We start from the raw sequence: 14,890 nt of genomic DNA on the forward strand, positions 1-14,890 counted from the left end.
TTTCGGGTCAATCTTGCTGAAATTTGCGACATTTGACGGCTGGATAAATAGCAATTAAACCTCAACATTCAGTGCCCGCATTCCAGCTTCAACGGTGTAGAACGAACCAAAGATATAAAGTTCGACAGGATTGGTTCCGTTATCACTCAGATGTTCGAGTTTAGATAAGGCGGAGTCCAAGGATGACTTGAAGTCGTTGAAAACAACCAACTCCACCTGAGGATCAAGCTTTGGCCTTAATAACGTTGCTGTATTTTCCGGTGTAGATGCTCGGCTATTATCTTCAAGAGTTGGCAGGAACCATCCTAAAAACAATCCTGCCAAGGGTTGAAAAATTTTGGCCAAATCTTTATCGGCCATGGCAGCACATAGCGCGAGCCGCGCAACTTTCGGGCTTTTCTCAATACGACTTGCCATACTTCGGGCTGCGGCCGGGTTGTGTGCAACATCTAAAATAACCGTCACATTACCAATCTGAACACGATGATTGCGGCCAGCTAATTGCAAATTTTGAACAGTTTGCACAAGAGCTGGTTCTGCTGGCAATTGCCCCAATAGCGCCAAGCCAGCAATCGCTGAGGCAACACTGCCAATGGGTAAATTAGGGGTCGGAACAGAAATTTCTAGCGTATCACTGGCGTCTTTTTGCAACGATATCTGCAAAGTGCCGTCATTAACGGCGTAGCGAAATCCGCTAAAGCAGTCGTAAAGCCGAGCGCCGCATTGATCAGCATAAGCGCTGATCGACTGAGGAGGATCACAGTCGGCGCAAATCGCCGGTGTGTTCGCTCGGAATATTCCCGCTTTCTCTCGACCAATCGATTCTCTGTTATCGCCAAGCCATTGCACATGATCAATATCAATAGAAGTAACAACGCACAAGTCTGCATCGATGATATTGGTGGAGTCTAATCGCCCACCGAGCCCAACCTCTAAAACAATAAAATCAACCTTGTGCTCTTTGAACAAGTACAAAGCCGCTAACGTAGAAAATTCAAAGTACGTTAACGAGATATCGCCTCGGGCATTATCGATGGCGGCAAATGCAGAGAGAATATCGGAATCCGTCGCCGAGGCATTATTAATACGAATGCGTTCGTTATAGCGAAGTAGGTGTGGAGAGGTAAAACAACCAACGGTTTTACCTTGGGCAAGCAACAAAGATTCAAAGCTTTTAACGCAGGAACCTTTGCCGTTAGTTCCAGCAATAGTGACGATTTGCACTGGCTGCGATTTTAATCCAGCAGTATCAATCGACATATTACTGGCAACAGCAGCAATTCGGTTGAGACTCATGTCGATGGCTTTCGGATGGAGCGTTTGCTGCCATTGCAGCCAACCATCAAGAGTCTCGTAACGCATGAACTGAACTAACCTAGAGAAGAATTCTAATTAGGAAGCGATGGCAACGCCGGTAAACTTAGAGAGCAAACTTGCGACTCGATCACGCATATCGTTGCGATGAATGATCATGTCAATGGCGCCATGCTCCAGCAAAAACTCACTGCGTTGGAATCCGGCCGGAAGTTTTTGACGAATGGTCTGCTCAATAATCGCAGGACCCGCAAAACCTGCACGTGCGCCCGGTTCAGCCGCATTGATGTCGCCCAGCAATGCCAAAGATGCCGATACACCGCCATAAACGGGATCGGTCATGATCGAAATATAAGGAATACCTTCTTGCTTTAGTCGCTCAATAACGGCACTGGTTTTGGCCATTTGCATCAGTGAAATCAGCGCTTCTTGCATGCGCGCACCACCGGTTGCCGAGAAGCACACCAATGGTATTTTTTCTTTCAAAGCCAACTGTGCCGCACGGGTGAAACGCTCACCAACCACGTAACCCATAGAGCCGCCGTGAAAAGCAAATTCGAACGCTACCGCAACTACCGGCATGGTTTTTAAAGTACCACGCATTGCGATAAGCGCTTCTTTTTCACCGGTGGCTTTTTGTGCTTCGGTTAAGCGATCTTTGTATTTTTTGATATCTTTGAATTTCAAGCGATCAATGGGTAATACATCGGTTGCTAATTCTTCGCGACCATCTTGATCCAAGAAAATATCGAGGCGACGACGAGCGCCAATGCGCATATGGTGATCACACTTTGGACACACATCATTGTTGCGCTCAAGCTCTGGACGGTACAAAACCGCTGCACATTTAACGCACTTTTTCCAGAGGCCTTCAGGTACCTTGCTGGTACCGCGCTTACGCTGAGACATGATTACGTTGGGTTTAATTTTTTCTAACCAACTCATAATTTTTCTGCTTTAAAAATTAACTTTTACTCAAAATCAACACTTGAAGAATCAAGCGCCTAATTATTCAACCGGAAGCAATTATTGCTCGTCGATGGCCTTACGAATAGGTTCGATAAGATCACCAACAGCTTGTGCAATCATTTCTGGACTTTCGTTTTCTAACTCGCCCATTTTGGCAACTAATAAACTTCCTACCACAACGCCGTCGGCACTTTTGCCAATGGCTTTCGCAGATTCACCGTCTTTGATGCCAAAACCTACGCAAATCGGCAAATCAGTCATCGTACGCAATTCATTGATGCGTTGATCAACTTCAGCGATGTTTAAATGGCCGGCGCCGGTCACGCCTTTTAAAGACACATAGTATAAAAAGCCCGAAGCCATGGAGACAATTTTTTCTGCTCGCTCTCGTGGCGTGGTTGGCGCTAATAAGAAAATATTTTCTAATTCGGCGGTTTTTAACTTATCAATTAATATTGGGGCTTCTTCTGGTGGCAAATCAACCGTTAACAAGCCATCAACACCTGCGTTTTTTGCGTTTTCTGCAAAAACCTCGGCGCCCATGCGCTCAACCGGATTCGCATAACCCATCAACACAACGGGCGTATCCTGATTAGTTTCGCGAAAACTTTTAACAACAGCCAAAGTATTTCTTAAACTGGTTTTATGAGCTAGAGCACGCTCATGACCGCGCTGGATAACTGGACCTTCTGCCATTGGGTCAGAAAAAGGCACACCAAGTTCGATAATATCGGCACCCTTCTCTACCAGTTTGTGCATGGTTAGCAAAGTTACGTCTGGGTTTGGATCGCCATTAACAATGTAGGTAACCAGTGCTTTGCGGCCTTCGGCTTTGAGATCACTTAAGCGTTTCGAAATTCGATTCATAGTAGTGAATGCTTAATAATATTTTGGGGTAGAAGCAGCTCAATGCAGAGCTGCTCACTGAATATGCAATACGAAAATCAGACGACAATACCGTCGATTTCGGCAACGGTGTGAATGTCTTTGTCGCCACGGCCCGATAAGTTAACCACGATTGTTTGATCTGGCGTCATTTCACGAGCCAATTTATCGGCATAGGCAATGGCATGACTGCTTTCAAGCGCAGGGATAATACCTTCTACTCGAGTTAGCATTCTAAAGGCATTAAGCGCCTCCTCGTCATCAATGGCGCCATAATGCACGCGACCGAGGTCTTTCAACCAGCTATGCTCCGGGCCAACACCGGGATAATCAAGACCGGCAGATACCGAGTGGGTTTCGATAATTTGGCCGTCTTCGTCTTCCATCAAATAGGTTCGATTGCCGTGCAAAATACCCGGAATGCCTTCATTTAATGGCGCCGCATGCTTACCACTTTCTAAGCCGTAACCGGCTGCTTCAACACCGTACATGGCTACGGTTTCGTCGTTCAAAAACGGATGGAATAAACCAATTGCATTCGAACCGCCACCAACACAGGCCACTAAAGCATCTGGTAAGCGTCCGGTAAGCTCAAGGCATTGGCTGCGCGCTTCACGACCAATAATGGATTGGAAATCACGCACCAGTTGCGGATAAGGGTGTGGGCCAGCGACGGTGCCGATAATATAAAAAGTATTATCAACATTAGTTACCCAATCGCGCATGGCTTCGTTCATTGCATCTTTTAGGGTTTTAGAGCCTGAAGTTACGGGAATAACCTCTGCGCCCAGTAGTTTCATGCGATACACGTTCATTGCCTGACGTTTAACGTCTTCGGCGCCCATGTACACAATACATTCCATACCCAAACGAGCGGCGATAGTTGCGGTAGCAACACCGTGTTGACCGGCACCAGTCTCGGCGATCACACGTTTTTTGCCACTGTGTTTCGCTAGCAGCGCTTGACCAATGGTGTTATTAACCTTGTGCGCGCCGGTATGATTTAAATCTTCTCGTTTAAGATAAATTTTTGCACCACCGGCGTTCTTGCTCCAGCGCTCTGCAAAATACAACGGTGAAGGACGACCCACAAAGTAAGCAAGATCTTTATCGAACTCGGCTAGGAATTCTGGATCGTTCTTTAGACGCTCGTACATTTCGGTCAGATCGTCTAAAGCAGAAATTAGGGTTTCGGAGACAAAACGACCACCATAAGGGCCGAAATGTCCGGTTTTGTCGGGGAAAGCGGCGTAGTCAACATTAGCTGACTGAACTTTAGCCTGGCTCATAGCAAAATCTCGAAATAAAAATGAATACTAACGAAGTTCAGTTTTAGATTAATTTTGGAATGAACTATCGCCAGGGCGGATGTTTAACCGAATTAATAAACGACATCATTTTAGTGACGTCTTTTTGACCGGGAGAACTTTCTACCCCGCCGCTCACGTCAACGGCGTAGGCTTCGGTGCTTGCTAGCGCACCAGAAACGTTATCGGGATTCAAACCACCGGCCAAAATAAGTGGGTATTTACAATAACGAGGGAATCTCTGCCATTCAAAACTCTGCCCTGTACCACCCGGAACTCCAGGCTTATAGGCATCGAGTAAAAAGCCACTGGCGCCTGTGTATTTATCCATCAAAGCTTCAACTTCTAGCCCTGGCGCCATGCGAAACGCCTTTATGTAGGGTCGAGAGAATTGAGCGCAATATTCAGGGGTTTCGTCACCGTGAAACTGCAATAGGTGCAGAGGAACTTTCTCTAGAGTGGAATTAATAACATCAACAGAGGCATCAACAAACAAGCCAACCACAGTGGTAAAAGGACCAACCTTTAGGGCGATCTCTCTGGCAGTGTTAAGATCAACAAACCGAGGACTTTTGGGGTAAAAGACCAAACCAATAGCGTCAGCACCAAGCTCAACTGCTGATAAGGCATCTTCAACATTTGTCAGACCGCAGATTTTGACTCTTGGATTTGCAGACATTAAGAGATGCATTCCTCTAGGTATACAGAATGGGCAGACAACCAAATTATTCGACTATTTACACAGTTGTGCCTCAGAAAGCCGGCAATACTAACAGATTCTCATAACCGAATTCTACGAATAATCACAACAGTCTTTGGTGATTACCCTCAAACGAGAGCATTTCCCGCTCTGTACGAGTATGCGTGTGGGTTATAGATTTTTACTGCAAGTTTATAATACCGCACCCATAAACCGTTATCAGAGGTTAAGCACACAACCGGTGCGGAAACCTAATTAACCTATTCTTAATTAATCCAAGTACCTCTAGAGTTTCTTCTCTATTTTTCTGACAAAGTTTTCAACTTTTGACTGTGTGAGCCTCTCACTGGAGTAGAGCGATAGCATTGTGAAACTGCAATTCTTTGTGCAGGTTCCAACCAATGCTGTTTTAAGAATTCTCCGAACTGGACGCCTTAAAATAAAGAAATCAACCCACCAAGGTGAACCTAAGGTAGTAATTACTTTAACTTCTTTTAAATGCGTTAACTTAGGCGCTATGGGACCAAAATCGGCGGCATGTTGATATGCATAACCAGGAGCCCAAACACGGTCAAACCAACCCTTTAATATTGCAGGGAATCCAAACCACCAAGTTGGAAATAATATAACTAAAGATTGAGCGTTTTTGAGCTGAGCTAGATCTTGCCCAAGAGCTTCGCTATCAAATTGTGGGCCGTAATAGCTTTTCCTTTCACTTGTTGTTAATACAGGATTAAACTCTTCTCTATACAGGTCTTTGACCGTTACTTGGTAACCTTTAGATTCCAGGTGCTCGACAGACTTCTGAGCTAAGAATTTACACAAGCTGTTATCAAGTGGATGTGCTACAACCATTAAACAATTCACGAATATTTCCCTGTGTCTCTAGCCAAACAACCAAGCGCGCTAATTTGCGAAGTACCTTAAAGGATGGGTAAGAAAGCCCGGTCCCGGAATCGGAGTTGGAATAGCAAAGTGCGCCGGATATTCGACATGAACCAAATAAAGACCGTGTGGAGGCGCAGTAACACCACCGGCGGTACGGTCTTTTGCATCTAGAACTTCTTGCATCCAACCCAACGGTTTCTCACCAGCACCAATGGTTAACAAAACACCAACAATGTTTCGAACCATATGGTGTAAGAAGGCGTTGGCCTGAATCTCAATGATGATAAAGTCGTGCATCACCCCAATATCGATGTAATGGACTCGTCGAATGGGACTGACAGCTTGGCATTGTGACGCTCGAAATGAGCTGAAGTCGTGCTCACCCACCAACAATTGCGATGCTTGATACATAGACTGAATATCGAGTGTTCGCTTATCCCAAGTTACCTTCTTGTTGAAAATACCCGGCCGCGCTGGCGTGTTTTGGATGATGTATCGGTAGGTTCTACTGCCCGCGGAAAAGCGCGCATGAAAACTCAAATCCACGGATTTCGCCCATTTTACGGCAATTTGATCCGGTAATTTTGTGTTAACACCCAGTGTCCAAGCTCGCTCGGGTCGATCAACGGTTAAATCGAAATGGATCACCTGACCGCTGGCGTGCACTCCAGAATCTGTTCGTCCCGCACAAACCAAACTTATGGGTTCGTTAGCGATATCGCTCAAAGAGTCATGCAGTGCTTGCTGCACGGTTTGCGGATCGTGCGGTTGAATCTGAAAACCTCTAAAAACTGAGCCGTCATATTCAACCCCCAGAGCAATTCGCCTGACATTAGCAGGTACCGTCATACCGGGTAAAATCTCGCAATTAGGCGAGTACTCTTTACGTGCAACCATGTGACTTGGAAATATATTGATAAAGTGATCGGGAAAGTTATTGAGAAAGCTGTTGATTGGCGCGATATACCGACAATGACATATCCAATCCTGTAAGACGATTTTGTCGCGCTGCTATAAAAAAATACCCCAGACAAGCTGGGGTATTTTTAATTCAGCAATTTAACAAAAAATCTACGACGGTATTTTAGCCATTAAATCTTCAGCTTCTTGCTTTTGTTGATCGTTACCTTCACTCAAAACTTCATCCAGAATATCTCTGGCGCCATCGGCATCACCCATATCGATGTAGGCTTTAGCAAGATTCAGTTTGGTGTCAGATTCGTCGGTTCCCGCTAAAAAGCTCATTTCGGTATCGAGCTCGTTAAATTCAACTTCAGCCGAATCATCTAGGTTTTCATCTTGAATTGATGCAAGTGCTTCATCAAATACATCGTCAGACAAGTCCTCTAAATCGATGTCTTGTTCTGAAAGCTCAGGAATATCGATCTCAGACTCAGCAACATCAAGATCTTCTAGGTCAGAATCGAGCTCGGCATCGATGGTTTCTAACTCATCATCAATAGCAAGACCTTCATCTAAATCCAATTCAGAGTCTAACTCGAACGGATCATTACCTTCTAAATCATCTAGCTTTTCGTCAGCATCAACAGACTCAAGCTCATCTTCAATGTCAACGGAGGATAAGGCTTCCATCTCTTCATCTAAAGCTTCTAAATCAAGAGAGTTTTCTAGATCTGAAAGCTCCAGCACGCTGTCGTCTTCGATGGATAACTCTGGAGTTTCTTCAAGGCTCACCACCTCGTCGGAGGTGTCACCATCAAGCAAAGGTTCTTCAGCAGACTCATCGGCTTGTTCGTCAAAGGCAAGATCATTGTCAATGTCGGCAAACATGGAATCATCCAACTCGCCGCCATCCATACTTTCAAGATCTAAGCCATCGTCCAAATCGATAGATTCTTCTTCGAAGGCTTCTGTAGTTTCAAAAGAGTGTGGAGCATCAAAAGATTCTGGCGAGCCAAGATCTAAATCGTCGGTCGCAAAATCGAGTTCATCTTCGACAACATCGGTAGGCTCTTCAAAATCTAATTCAAGACTATCGACATCATCTAACGCTAAATCGGATTCATCCTCAGAAGTCTCTGGCTGATCATCCAACGATAAGTCCATTGAATATGGAGCAGATAGAGAGTCATCGGCCATATCCAAATCGTTATCGTCCAAACTCGTTTCTACGGTATCGACGGAGGCAGTTGCCTCCTCATCCATATCGAGATCAAGGTCGAATTCGTCAAGTTCCGAATCGGTATCGTCTGTAGTGCCCGCAAAATCAAGAGATACACCTAAAACGTCAGACACAGGTTCAGAACTATCTGCATCTAGATCTAAATTGAAATCAAAAGAGTCGTCTTCTAGATCTGGTGACATGTCTATCTCACCAAGATCCATACTTTCAGGCTGATCTAGTGACAAGGATGCATCGTCTAGATCGCCGTCAAAATCTGTATCAAAAGAAAGGTCTTCAAGTTCATTTTCACCAAGACTGGAATCAACTTCATGACCATCATCAATGCTCACAGATTCCGTGTTTTCATTGGTAAAATTATCGAAATCCAAATCTAGATCGAACGATAAATCTTCCGCTTCTTGATCCACCACAAGATCTTCTTGTGCTTCATCTAAACTGGAAAAGTCGGAATCTAAATCAAAGCCGTCGGCTTCAGCAACTTCGCTATCAGAGCTTGCGCCAGTAAAATCGGTATCAATATCGAAGCTATCAAAATCGAGATCATCGACCTCTTCGTTTTTGGTGTCGTCACCGGCCATTAGATCGAAGTCGAAATCATCATCTTCGGTTTCTTGTTCAGTAGACGAAAGCTCGTCCAGCAAACCAGATTCCGAATCTTGATCGCTATCACCTAATGCACTGAAATCTATCTCACCAAATCCGTCGGCCTCATTATTGTCGACATCCAAATCCAAACTACTGAAGTCTTCCGAGGCCAAGGCCGCGCCAGCAGCCACCATTCCAGCATAAGGAAGTGCGTTGGCGAATTGTGAGCGCAGTTGGTTGCCACGAACAATTCCTGAATTATCTCCAGATTCGTGAACCTTTTCGAACTGCTGATCAAATTTTTCAAGATTGCCGGATTCTGCGTATACCTCTAATAATTTCACTCTCGCATCAACATTGCCAGGTTCGGCCATTAACGCGCGTTTAAGCATATCTTCGGCTTGATCGTACTTACCGTAGGCGATGTAAATATCGGCTTCCGCGATGACTTCTTCTGGATTGATATTTGCCAAGGCCTCTTGAGAAAGAGTCTCTTCGTCATCAGACAAGTTAGGTTCTGTAGTATCGTCGTTATCCGCTAGACGAACTGTTTGATCATCAAAATCATTAGCAAAACTATCATCATCTGGCATTTCCAGATCATCGATATCATCTTCGGCTCGATCCGATTCGAAAGGATTTACAAGCTCTTCTTCAGCTATCGCCTCTTCTTTTTCGGCTTTTTTAGCCATCATTCGGCGAACAAGCAAAAGCACCAACAACAGCACGCCAAGCAGTGCGGCGCCTACAACGTAAAGATTGTCGAAGATGAAATCTAAAAAGCTAGGTTGCTTTGCTGGAGGCGCGGTAACAACCGTGCGTGGATTTTGTTGCGGTGGTGTTTGTACAACAGGTGCTGGAGCTTCAGAGACTTCAGAGTCGTCACTGGCATACTCAGCGCCATTTTCTCCGTCTTCGACATCAGAACCGACATCCGGCGAACCATCAACCGATGTCGTGGGCGATTCGGAATTGGCTAACTCATCATCAACGTTAGAAGCATCTTCAGAATTGGTTTCAGAAATATCTTCAGAAGACAAACCAGATTCGTCTGTAGGAATCTCAGCATTAGCGTTATCTGCCGAGGTCAACTGCAAAGCACGCAGCTGATCGTTAGATACAGAGAGCAAGCGCTCCATGGTTTCGATTTGCTGTTCTAAATCGGAAACGCGGCTTTTTAATTCGGTATTCTCCCTCTTTGAAGTATCGAGCTGCTCAAGAGTAATTGCTAACTCATTCTCCAGTGAAGAAACTTTTTGCGAGTCGGCACCACGAGCAGAGCCCGAATCTGAGGTGTTCGACGGGCTTTCATTAACGCCCAAAGAAACTCGGCCTTCAACAGAGGTACTTGTCTTTGATGGTGTGCGAGTTGGTGCGGTGGCACTCAAACCAGGACCATAGCTCTCGCCGGAACTCCATTGGCTGTTCTGAAAGGCAACTTCGTTTACGGCTTGGGTCTGACTTAATCCGCGCAGGTCCCCTTCAGAAGGCAATCGTAGAACCTGTCCTTTTCTCAACAGATTGATGTTGCCGTTGATGAACGCTTCTGGGTTCAGACGTTGTATCGCTATCATCGTCTGTTGAATGCTAAATTCTGAGCTTGGACGGTGGGTTGCGGCAATTTCCCATAGGGTATCGTCAGACTGAACCGGGCCGAAGGTACCGCCCTCGCCGCGATTAACCGGCGCAGCGCTGGTGTTAGCCGCTGTCGTCGGAGACGTAGATCTTGTTACGGGAGCTGCCTGCGAAGTAGTTGTTGTTGGAGCAGTCGATGTTCGCGGTGCTTGAGTGGTTTGAGTATTGCGAGTAGCCGCGGGAGCTTGCACAACTGGACTAGATTGAGCACTGAAGACCGGCAAATCAAGCAGCAAAGTGTACTCTCGAAGTACACGACCGCTTGGCCACTGACTTTCTACCAAGAAATTTAGGAATGGCTCGCGAACAATTTCAGTAGAAGTTACTTTTACGATAGGGCCCGAAGGATTATCTAAAACAACCTTAAATCGAAGATTATTTAGAAAGAAACTGCGATCGACCCCAAGTTTAGAAAACTCTTCGTTTGAAGCAATACCTACCAAAACTTCCTGATCGGTAAGATCACGAACTTGAAGCAATCGAATCTCAGCATCCAAAGGCTGATTCAGTGTTGAATTGACCTTAATCTCACCAAGACCTAACGACAGTGCTTGTTGAGACAGGCCAACACCGAGAAAAAGAAAAGTTAACCCCAGCTTACCAAGACGCATTGGACGCCCCTTTTGTTGTATCCATAGCTTCCCGACTAATTACAAATTAGCTTCAGGTGTGTTGTTTGAAACGCGAAAAATCACACCCAGGCACATACCTGTGGAATGAAAAGTTAAAGTAATTTCTCAGATAAATCTCGAATTCGCATTCACTTATACACGTAAGTATTCATTATAAATAGGATTTTCGCAATATTTGAGAATTTAAGCGTGGGCAAAAACGGTTGTTTCTTGCAATTATGTTGACCTAATGCACATTTTTTCAATGTCGGCCGATGAAGCTACTGCCCGGTATGAATTTTTAAATTTTTCGTAGCTAATTAATGAGACTCAAGACTCGTAATAGAAATGTCAATCGATTTGGTAGATATGCTTGAGTACTTTTATCTCAAGCATATCTAAATACATCCACTAAAAGTTATAAAGCCACTGCTTAACGGCTTTCGACTAGGATGCGTAGCATTCTTCTTAACGGTTCAGCAGCACCCCAAAGTAATTGGTCACCAACTGTAAATGCGTTTAAGTACTGATCACCCATACTTAGCTTACGCAAACGACCCACAGGAATATCCAAAGTACCGGTTACTTTAGTGGGTGTAAGTTCAGCCATGGTAGTAGCGCGATCATTCGGAACGACTCGACTCCACTCATTAGAGTTTTCGATTAACGTTTCAATGTCAGACAAATCAACATTTTTAGTTAATTTCAGCGTAATTGCTTGGCTGTGACAGCGCATCGCACCAATTCGAACACAAGTACCATCAATTGCCACCGGAGTTTGTGTTGCTAAAATTTTGTTGGCTTCAGCTTGAGCCTTCCACTCTTCTCGGCTTTGGCCATTATCGAGTTGAGTATCAATAAACGGTAACAAGCTACCTGCCAAAGGATGGCCGAATTCAGCGGTAGGGAATTCAGCAGAGCGCATTGTTTGAGCAATTTTCTTGTCAATATCTAATATAGCACTTGCAGGGTCATTCAACAGGTCAGAGACCGAATCTCTTAAAACACCCATTTGAGCAATGAGCTCACGCATGTTTTTAGCGCCAGCACCACTCGCTGCTTGGTAGGTCATAACACTCGCCCATTCAACCAAACCTTCTTTGAATAGACCGCCCAAACCCATCAACATCAGACTCACGGTACAGTTACCGCCAATAAAGTCTTTTACGCCATTGGCCAAACCATTTTTGATAACATCGGCATTCACTGGATCTAGAACAATGATCGAGTCTTGAGACATACGCAACGCAGAAGCGGCATCAATCCAATAACCTTTCCAGCCAGCAGAACGTAACTGCGGATAGATTTCTTTTGTGTAATCTCCTCCTTGGCAGGAGAGAATTACGTCCATATCTGAAAGAGCATCAACAGACATTGCGTCTTGTAGCGGTGGAATCTCCTTACCAATATCGGGCCCCTTACCTCCGGGGTTTGATGTCGTGAAGAAAATTGGCTCGATGTCCGTGAAATCGTTTTCGGATAACATTCTTTCTACAAGAACAGAACCAACCATTCCTCGCCAGCCAACAAATCCAACACGCATAGTTTTAACTCTCTCAAATAACATCAATAGATAAAAAAGGGGCGCAATTTTAGCACCTGTACTTGCTTGCGGCTATGAATTGTAGGCGTTGAATGTAAACACTGGGCAATTTGATCATCACATTTATTGATAAATAGGCAATCAAAAAATACTCAGTACAGATAAAGACGCTAACCACGCAGCCCTTTATTTCATTGAAATAACTGCACTTTTGGGTAGATTTTAACTTTCGAGCCAAACCTCATCGGCCCACTGCCAGATCGACTCCCAGATATCTCCGCTAAAATCTTGGTCTTCTATTCGCCAAAACTCCACTTGATCGGCAAGCGTCACAACGTAGAAGCCGTCCTCAACTCTGCACAGTGGCAAAAGATCTCTGGGTAACCCCAATTCCCAGGCTTGCGAAGCCATTTCGGGCAAATAGGTATGCAGTTCAGGGTCACTGAGAGTGACCGGCTCGATTGATCCTACCTCCATGTGACTTACAGAGATTAAGAAATCCCTGAACTCAGCGGGAAAAGACACCAACATTTCTTCTTGGGCATCGACGATATCATCCATAGTTGCCTGAGGAATCGGTAATAAAGTGCTTTGAGAAATGTTGGCTAATTTCTCTAAAACATCTTCTTTCATAATCATAAGTAGAACTTTCTTGCTGGTATAAGAGATTAAAGGGAATAGAAAACTCTGATTAACCCGGAAGCTTTCAGGTCTCGGATTAAACCTTGGATGCGTTAATCAGAGATTCCTATGAGTTTTGTACAAAAAATCGATAAGCTCAGAAATCCAACCTTGAGATAACAGGCTTCGCTAGCTAAATGAGCTTAAAAGGACGACCGCAAATTACAAATTAAATAAAAGCGAATGTAAACAAGCCTCTTTACCTGAGATTCTGCAAGAGCAAATTCGCACTGAATAAACGCAGCATTGAATCTGAACCGATCAGAACTTAAGAACTAGACCACGCACAGCGGTAATCACAATTTTTAGTGCAAACACTATTGGAACCTCTGATTAACTCATCCATGATTTAATCAGAGAACAGAAATTGAAAATGCGATTTCCAATTTCTTCACAATTTCAATCACTTACAGTTCTTGAAATTGGCGACACATCCTTGTGTCGCTAGAAACTCTAGGTTAATCAGAGTTTCCTATTTTTAAAAGTAGGCCGCATCCAAGGAGAATTCTGTTAAATTGGCTGGTCTTACGCAATGTTATACAAACGTTAAGAGTTTTAGCTAACGTTGCTGAAATTTTTTAAAAAATAAACAGTCGTTTTAAGCATCAAAAAGACGGGTAATTTATTCACTCTCTTTACCTTCAAAGGCATGTCTCAAACAGCGAATTGGAAGGAATTTCCCTCTTCGAAGAGTCTTCAAGTCAGTTAATCAGCAGGTAAAGTATTAAGCAACCACTATAAAAGTTATAAAAGACCATAAAACTGGTTGTAATCGTTCAAACAACTAATTACTTTCTGTCAGTGAAACTCTTCAAAACCGATTTGCTTAAATACTGGAACAATAAGGCGTTGACTATGGAACACAAAGTGCCAGCTACAGGTGACTCAGGTAGCAGCGAAGATAAACCTCAGCGATTCTTGGTAATCGAAGATGAAAAAGACATCGCCGACTTAATCCAATTACATTTAAGCTCAGCTACCACCCATGTCGAGAGCTCCCAAGATGGTCTAGAAGGACTCAGAAAGGCGACTACCCAGCGCTGGGATCTTATTATTTTAGATTTACAGCTTCCGTCAATGGATGGTCTGGAAATTTGTAGACAACTACGCAGCAATTACAATTATGTACCCATTTTAATGCTGACCTCTCGCTCTACCGAGCTCGATAGAGTACTTGGCCTTGAGTTGGGAGCAGATGATTATCTCACCAAACCTTTTAGCATTTTAGAGCTCAACGCGCGCATTAAAGCACTTTTACGTCGTGTAAACATGCTAAGCGACCCTAATCATGATTCCGGCGATGTGATAGTACGCGGCGATCTTATTCTTGATAAATCACGCAGAACCGTATCGTTAAGCAACAAACCTGTTGATCTCACGGCTAAAGAGTTCGATTTATTGTGGTTTTTCGCATCCCACCCAGGAAAAGCCTTTACACGACTAGAACTTCTACAAGAAGTTTGGGGCTATGGTCATGAAGGTTACGAACATACTGTTAACTCTCACATTAACCGCTTGCGCGGCAAAGTTGAGGCTGATCCGACAAACCCACGCTTTATTCACACGATTTGGGGTGTGGGCTATCGCTTTGAAGTGAAAGATGCTTAGCTGATCATTCTTTAAACA

Annotated in this window: 11 protein-coding genes; 1 reads left to right on the forward strand and 10 read right to left on the reverse strand. The window is 44.4% G+C overall.

What is annotated here, in order from left to right:
• Window positions 1-54: 54 nt before the first annotated feature.
• The 10 genes from ACYQ28_RS05205 to ACYQ28_RS05250 all read right to left on the reverse strand — a co-directional run bounded on the left by ACYQ28_RS05205 (window position 55) and on the right by ACYQ28_RS05250 (window position 13,222).
• The gene (locus ACYQ28_RS05205; protein ID WP_460048573.1) at window positions 55-1,362 is read right to left on the reverse strand and encodes a bifunctional folylpolyglutamate synthase/dihydrofolate synthase; all 1,308 of its coding nucleotides are present in this window, start codon (window positions 1,360-1,362) and stop codon (window positions 55-57) included.
• A 30-nt stretch (window positions 1,363-1,392) separates the two neighbouring features.
• The gene (gene accD, locus ACYQ28_RS05210; protein ID WP_460048574.1) at window positions 1,393-2,259 is read right to left on the reverse strand and encodes an acetyl-CoA carboxylase, carboxyltransferase subunit beta; all 867 of its coding nucleotides are present in this window, start codon (window positions 2,257-2,259) and stop codon (window positions 1,393-1,395) included.
• A gap of 81 nt (window positions 2,260-2,340) precedes the next feature.
• Window positions 2,341-3,150 (reverse strand): tryptophan synthase subunit alpha, encoded by an 810-nt coding sequence (gene trpA / locus ACYQ28_RS05215; protein ID WP_460048576.1) that lies wholly within the window; start codon window positions 3,148-3,150, stop codon window positions 2,341-2,343.
• A gap of 77 nt (window positions 3,151-3,227) precedes the next feature.
• Window positions 3,228-4,457, reverse strand: a complete 1,230-nt coding sequence (trpB, locus tag ACYQ28_RS05220) for a tryptophan synthase subunit beta (RefSeq protein ID WP_460048577.1) — start codon at window positions 4,455-4,457, stop codon at window positions 3,228-3,230.
• Window positions 4,458-4,521: 64 nt separating this feature from the next.
• Window positions 4,522-5,154, reverse strand: coding sequence for a phosphoribosylanthranilate isomerase (locus tag ACYQ28_RS05225; RefSeq protein WP_460048578.1), 633 nt, complete (start codon window positions 5,152-5,154; stop codon window positions 4,522-4,524).
• A gap of 306 nt (window positions 5,155-5,460) precedes the next feature.
• Window positions 5,461-6,042 (reverse strand): NAD(P)H-dependent oxidoreductase, encoded by a 582-nt coding sequence (locus tag ACYQ28_RS05230; RefSeq protein ID WP_460048579.1) that lies wholly within the window; start codon window positions 6,040-6,042, stop codon window positions 5,461-5,463.
• Between the two features lie 39 nt (window positions 6,043-6,081).
• A complete protein-coding gene (truA, locus tag ACYQ28_RS05235; RefSeq protein WP_460048580.1) occupies window positions 6,082-6,960 on the reverse strand; it encodes a tRNA pseudouridine(38-40) synthase TruA in 879 nt (292 codons plus the stop codon).
• 174 nt (window positions 6,961-7,134) lie between these two features.
• A complete protein-coding gene (locus ACYQ28_RS05240; protein ID WP_460048581.1) occupies window positions 7,135-11,040 on the reverse strand; it encodes a FimV/HubP family polar landmark protein in 3,906 nt (1,301 codons plus the stop codon).
• A gap of 433 nt (window positions 11,041-11,473) precedes the next feature.
• Window positions 11,474-12,583 carry an aspartate-semialdehyde dehydrogenase gene (asd, locus tag ACYQ28_RS05245; RefSeq protein ID WP_460048583.1) on the reverse strand — a complete coding sequence of 370 codons (1,110 nt, stop codon included), beginning with the start codon at window positions 12,581-12,583 and terminating at the stop codon, window positions 11,474-11,476.
• Window positions 12,584-12,805: 222 nt separating this feature from the next.
• Window positions 12,806-13,222 (reverse strand): SMI1/KNR4 family protein, encoded by a 417-nt coding sequence (locus ACYQ28_RS05250; RefSeq protein ID WP_460048584.1) that lies wholly within the window; start codon window positions 13,220-13,222, stop codon window positions 12,806-12,808.
• Window positions 13,223-14,119: 897 nt separating this feature from the next.
• On the opposite strand from ACYQ28_RS05250, the gene ACYQ28_RS05255 reads away from it, so the two are divergent.
• A complete protein-coding gene (locus ACYQ28_RS05255) occupies window positions 14,120-14,872 on the forward strand; it encodes a response regulator transcription factor (protein WP_460048586.1) in 753 nt (250 codons plus the stop codon).
• Window positions 14,873-14,890: the final 18 nt, after the last annotated feature.

It is taken from the genome of Sessilibacter sp. MAH1, assembly GCF_054658315.1.

Excerpts from the sequence above, each read along its gene's own strand:
- ACYQ28_RS05205 (WP_460048573.1), bottom strand. The coding sequence starts at position 1,362 with ATGCGTTACGAGACTCTTGATGGTTGGCTGCAATGGCAGCAAACGCTC.
- accD (WP_460048574.1), bottom strand. The coding sequence starts at position 2,259 with ATGAGTTGGTTAGAAAAAATTAAACCCAACGTAATCATGTCTCAGCGT.
- trpA (WP_460048576.1), bottom strand. The coding sequence starts at position 3,150 with ATGAATCGAATTTCGAAACGCTTAAGTGATCTCAAAGCCGAAGGCCGC.
- trpB (WP_460048577.1), bottom strand. The coding sequence starts at position 4,457 with ATGAGCCAGGCTAAAGTTCAGTCAGCTAATGTTGACTACGCCGCTTTC.
- ACYQ28_RS05225 (WP_460048578.1), bottom strand. The coding sequence starts at position 5,154 with ATGTCTGCAAATCCAAGAGTCAAAATCTGCGGTCTGACAAATGTTGAA.
- truA (WP_460048580.1), bottom strand. The coding sequence starts at position 6,960 with ATGGTTGCACGTAAAGAGTACTCGCCTAATTGCGAGATTTTACCCGGT.
- ACYQ28_RS05240 (WP_460048581.1), bottom strand. The coding sequence starts at position 11,040 with ATGCGTCTTGGTAAGCTGGGGTTAACTTTTCTTTTTCTCGGTGTTGGC.
- asd (WP_460048583.1), bottom strand. The coding sequence starts at position 12,583 with ATGCGTGTTGGATTTGTTGGCTGGCGAGGAATGGTTGGTTCTGTTCTT.
- ACYQ28_RS05250 (WP_460048584.1), bottom strand. The coding sequence starts at position 13,222 with ATGATTATGAAAGAAGATGTTTTAGAGAAATTAGCCAACATTTCTCAA.
- ACYQ28_RS05255 (WP_460048586.1), top strand. The coding sequence starts at position 14,120 with ATGGAACACAAAGTGCCAGCTACAGGTGACTCAGGTAGCAGCGAAGAT.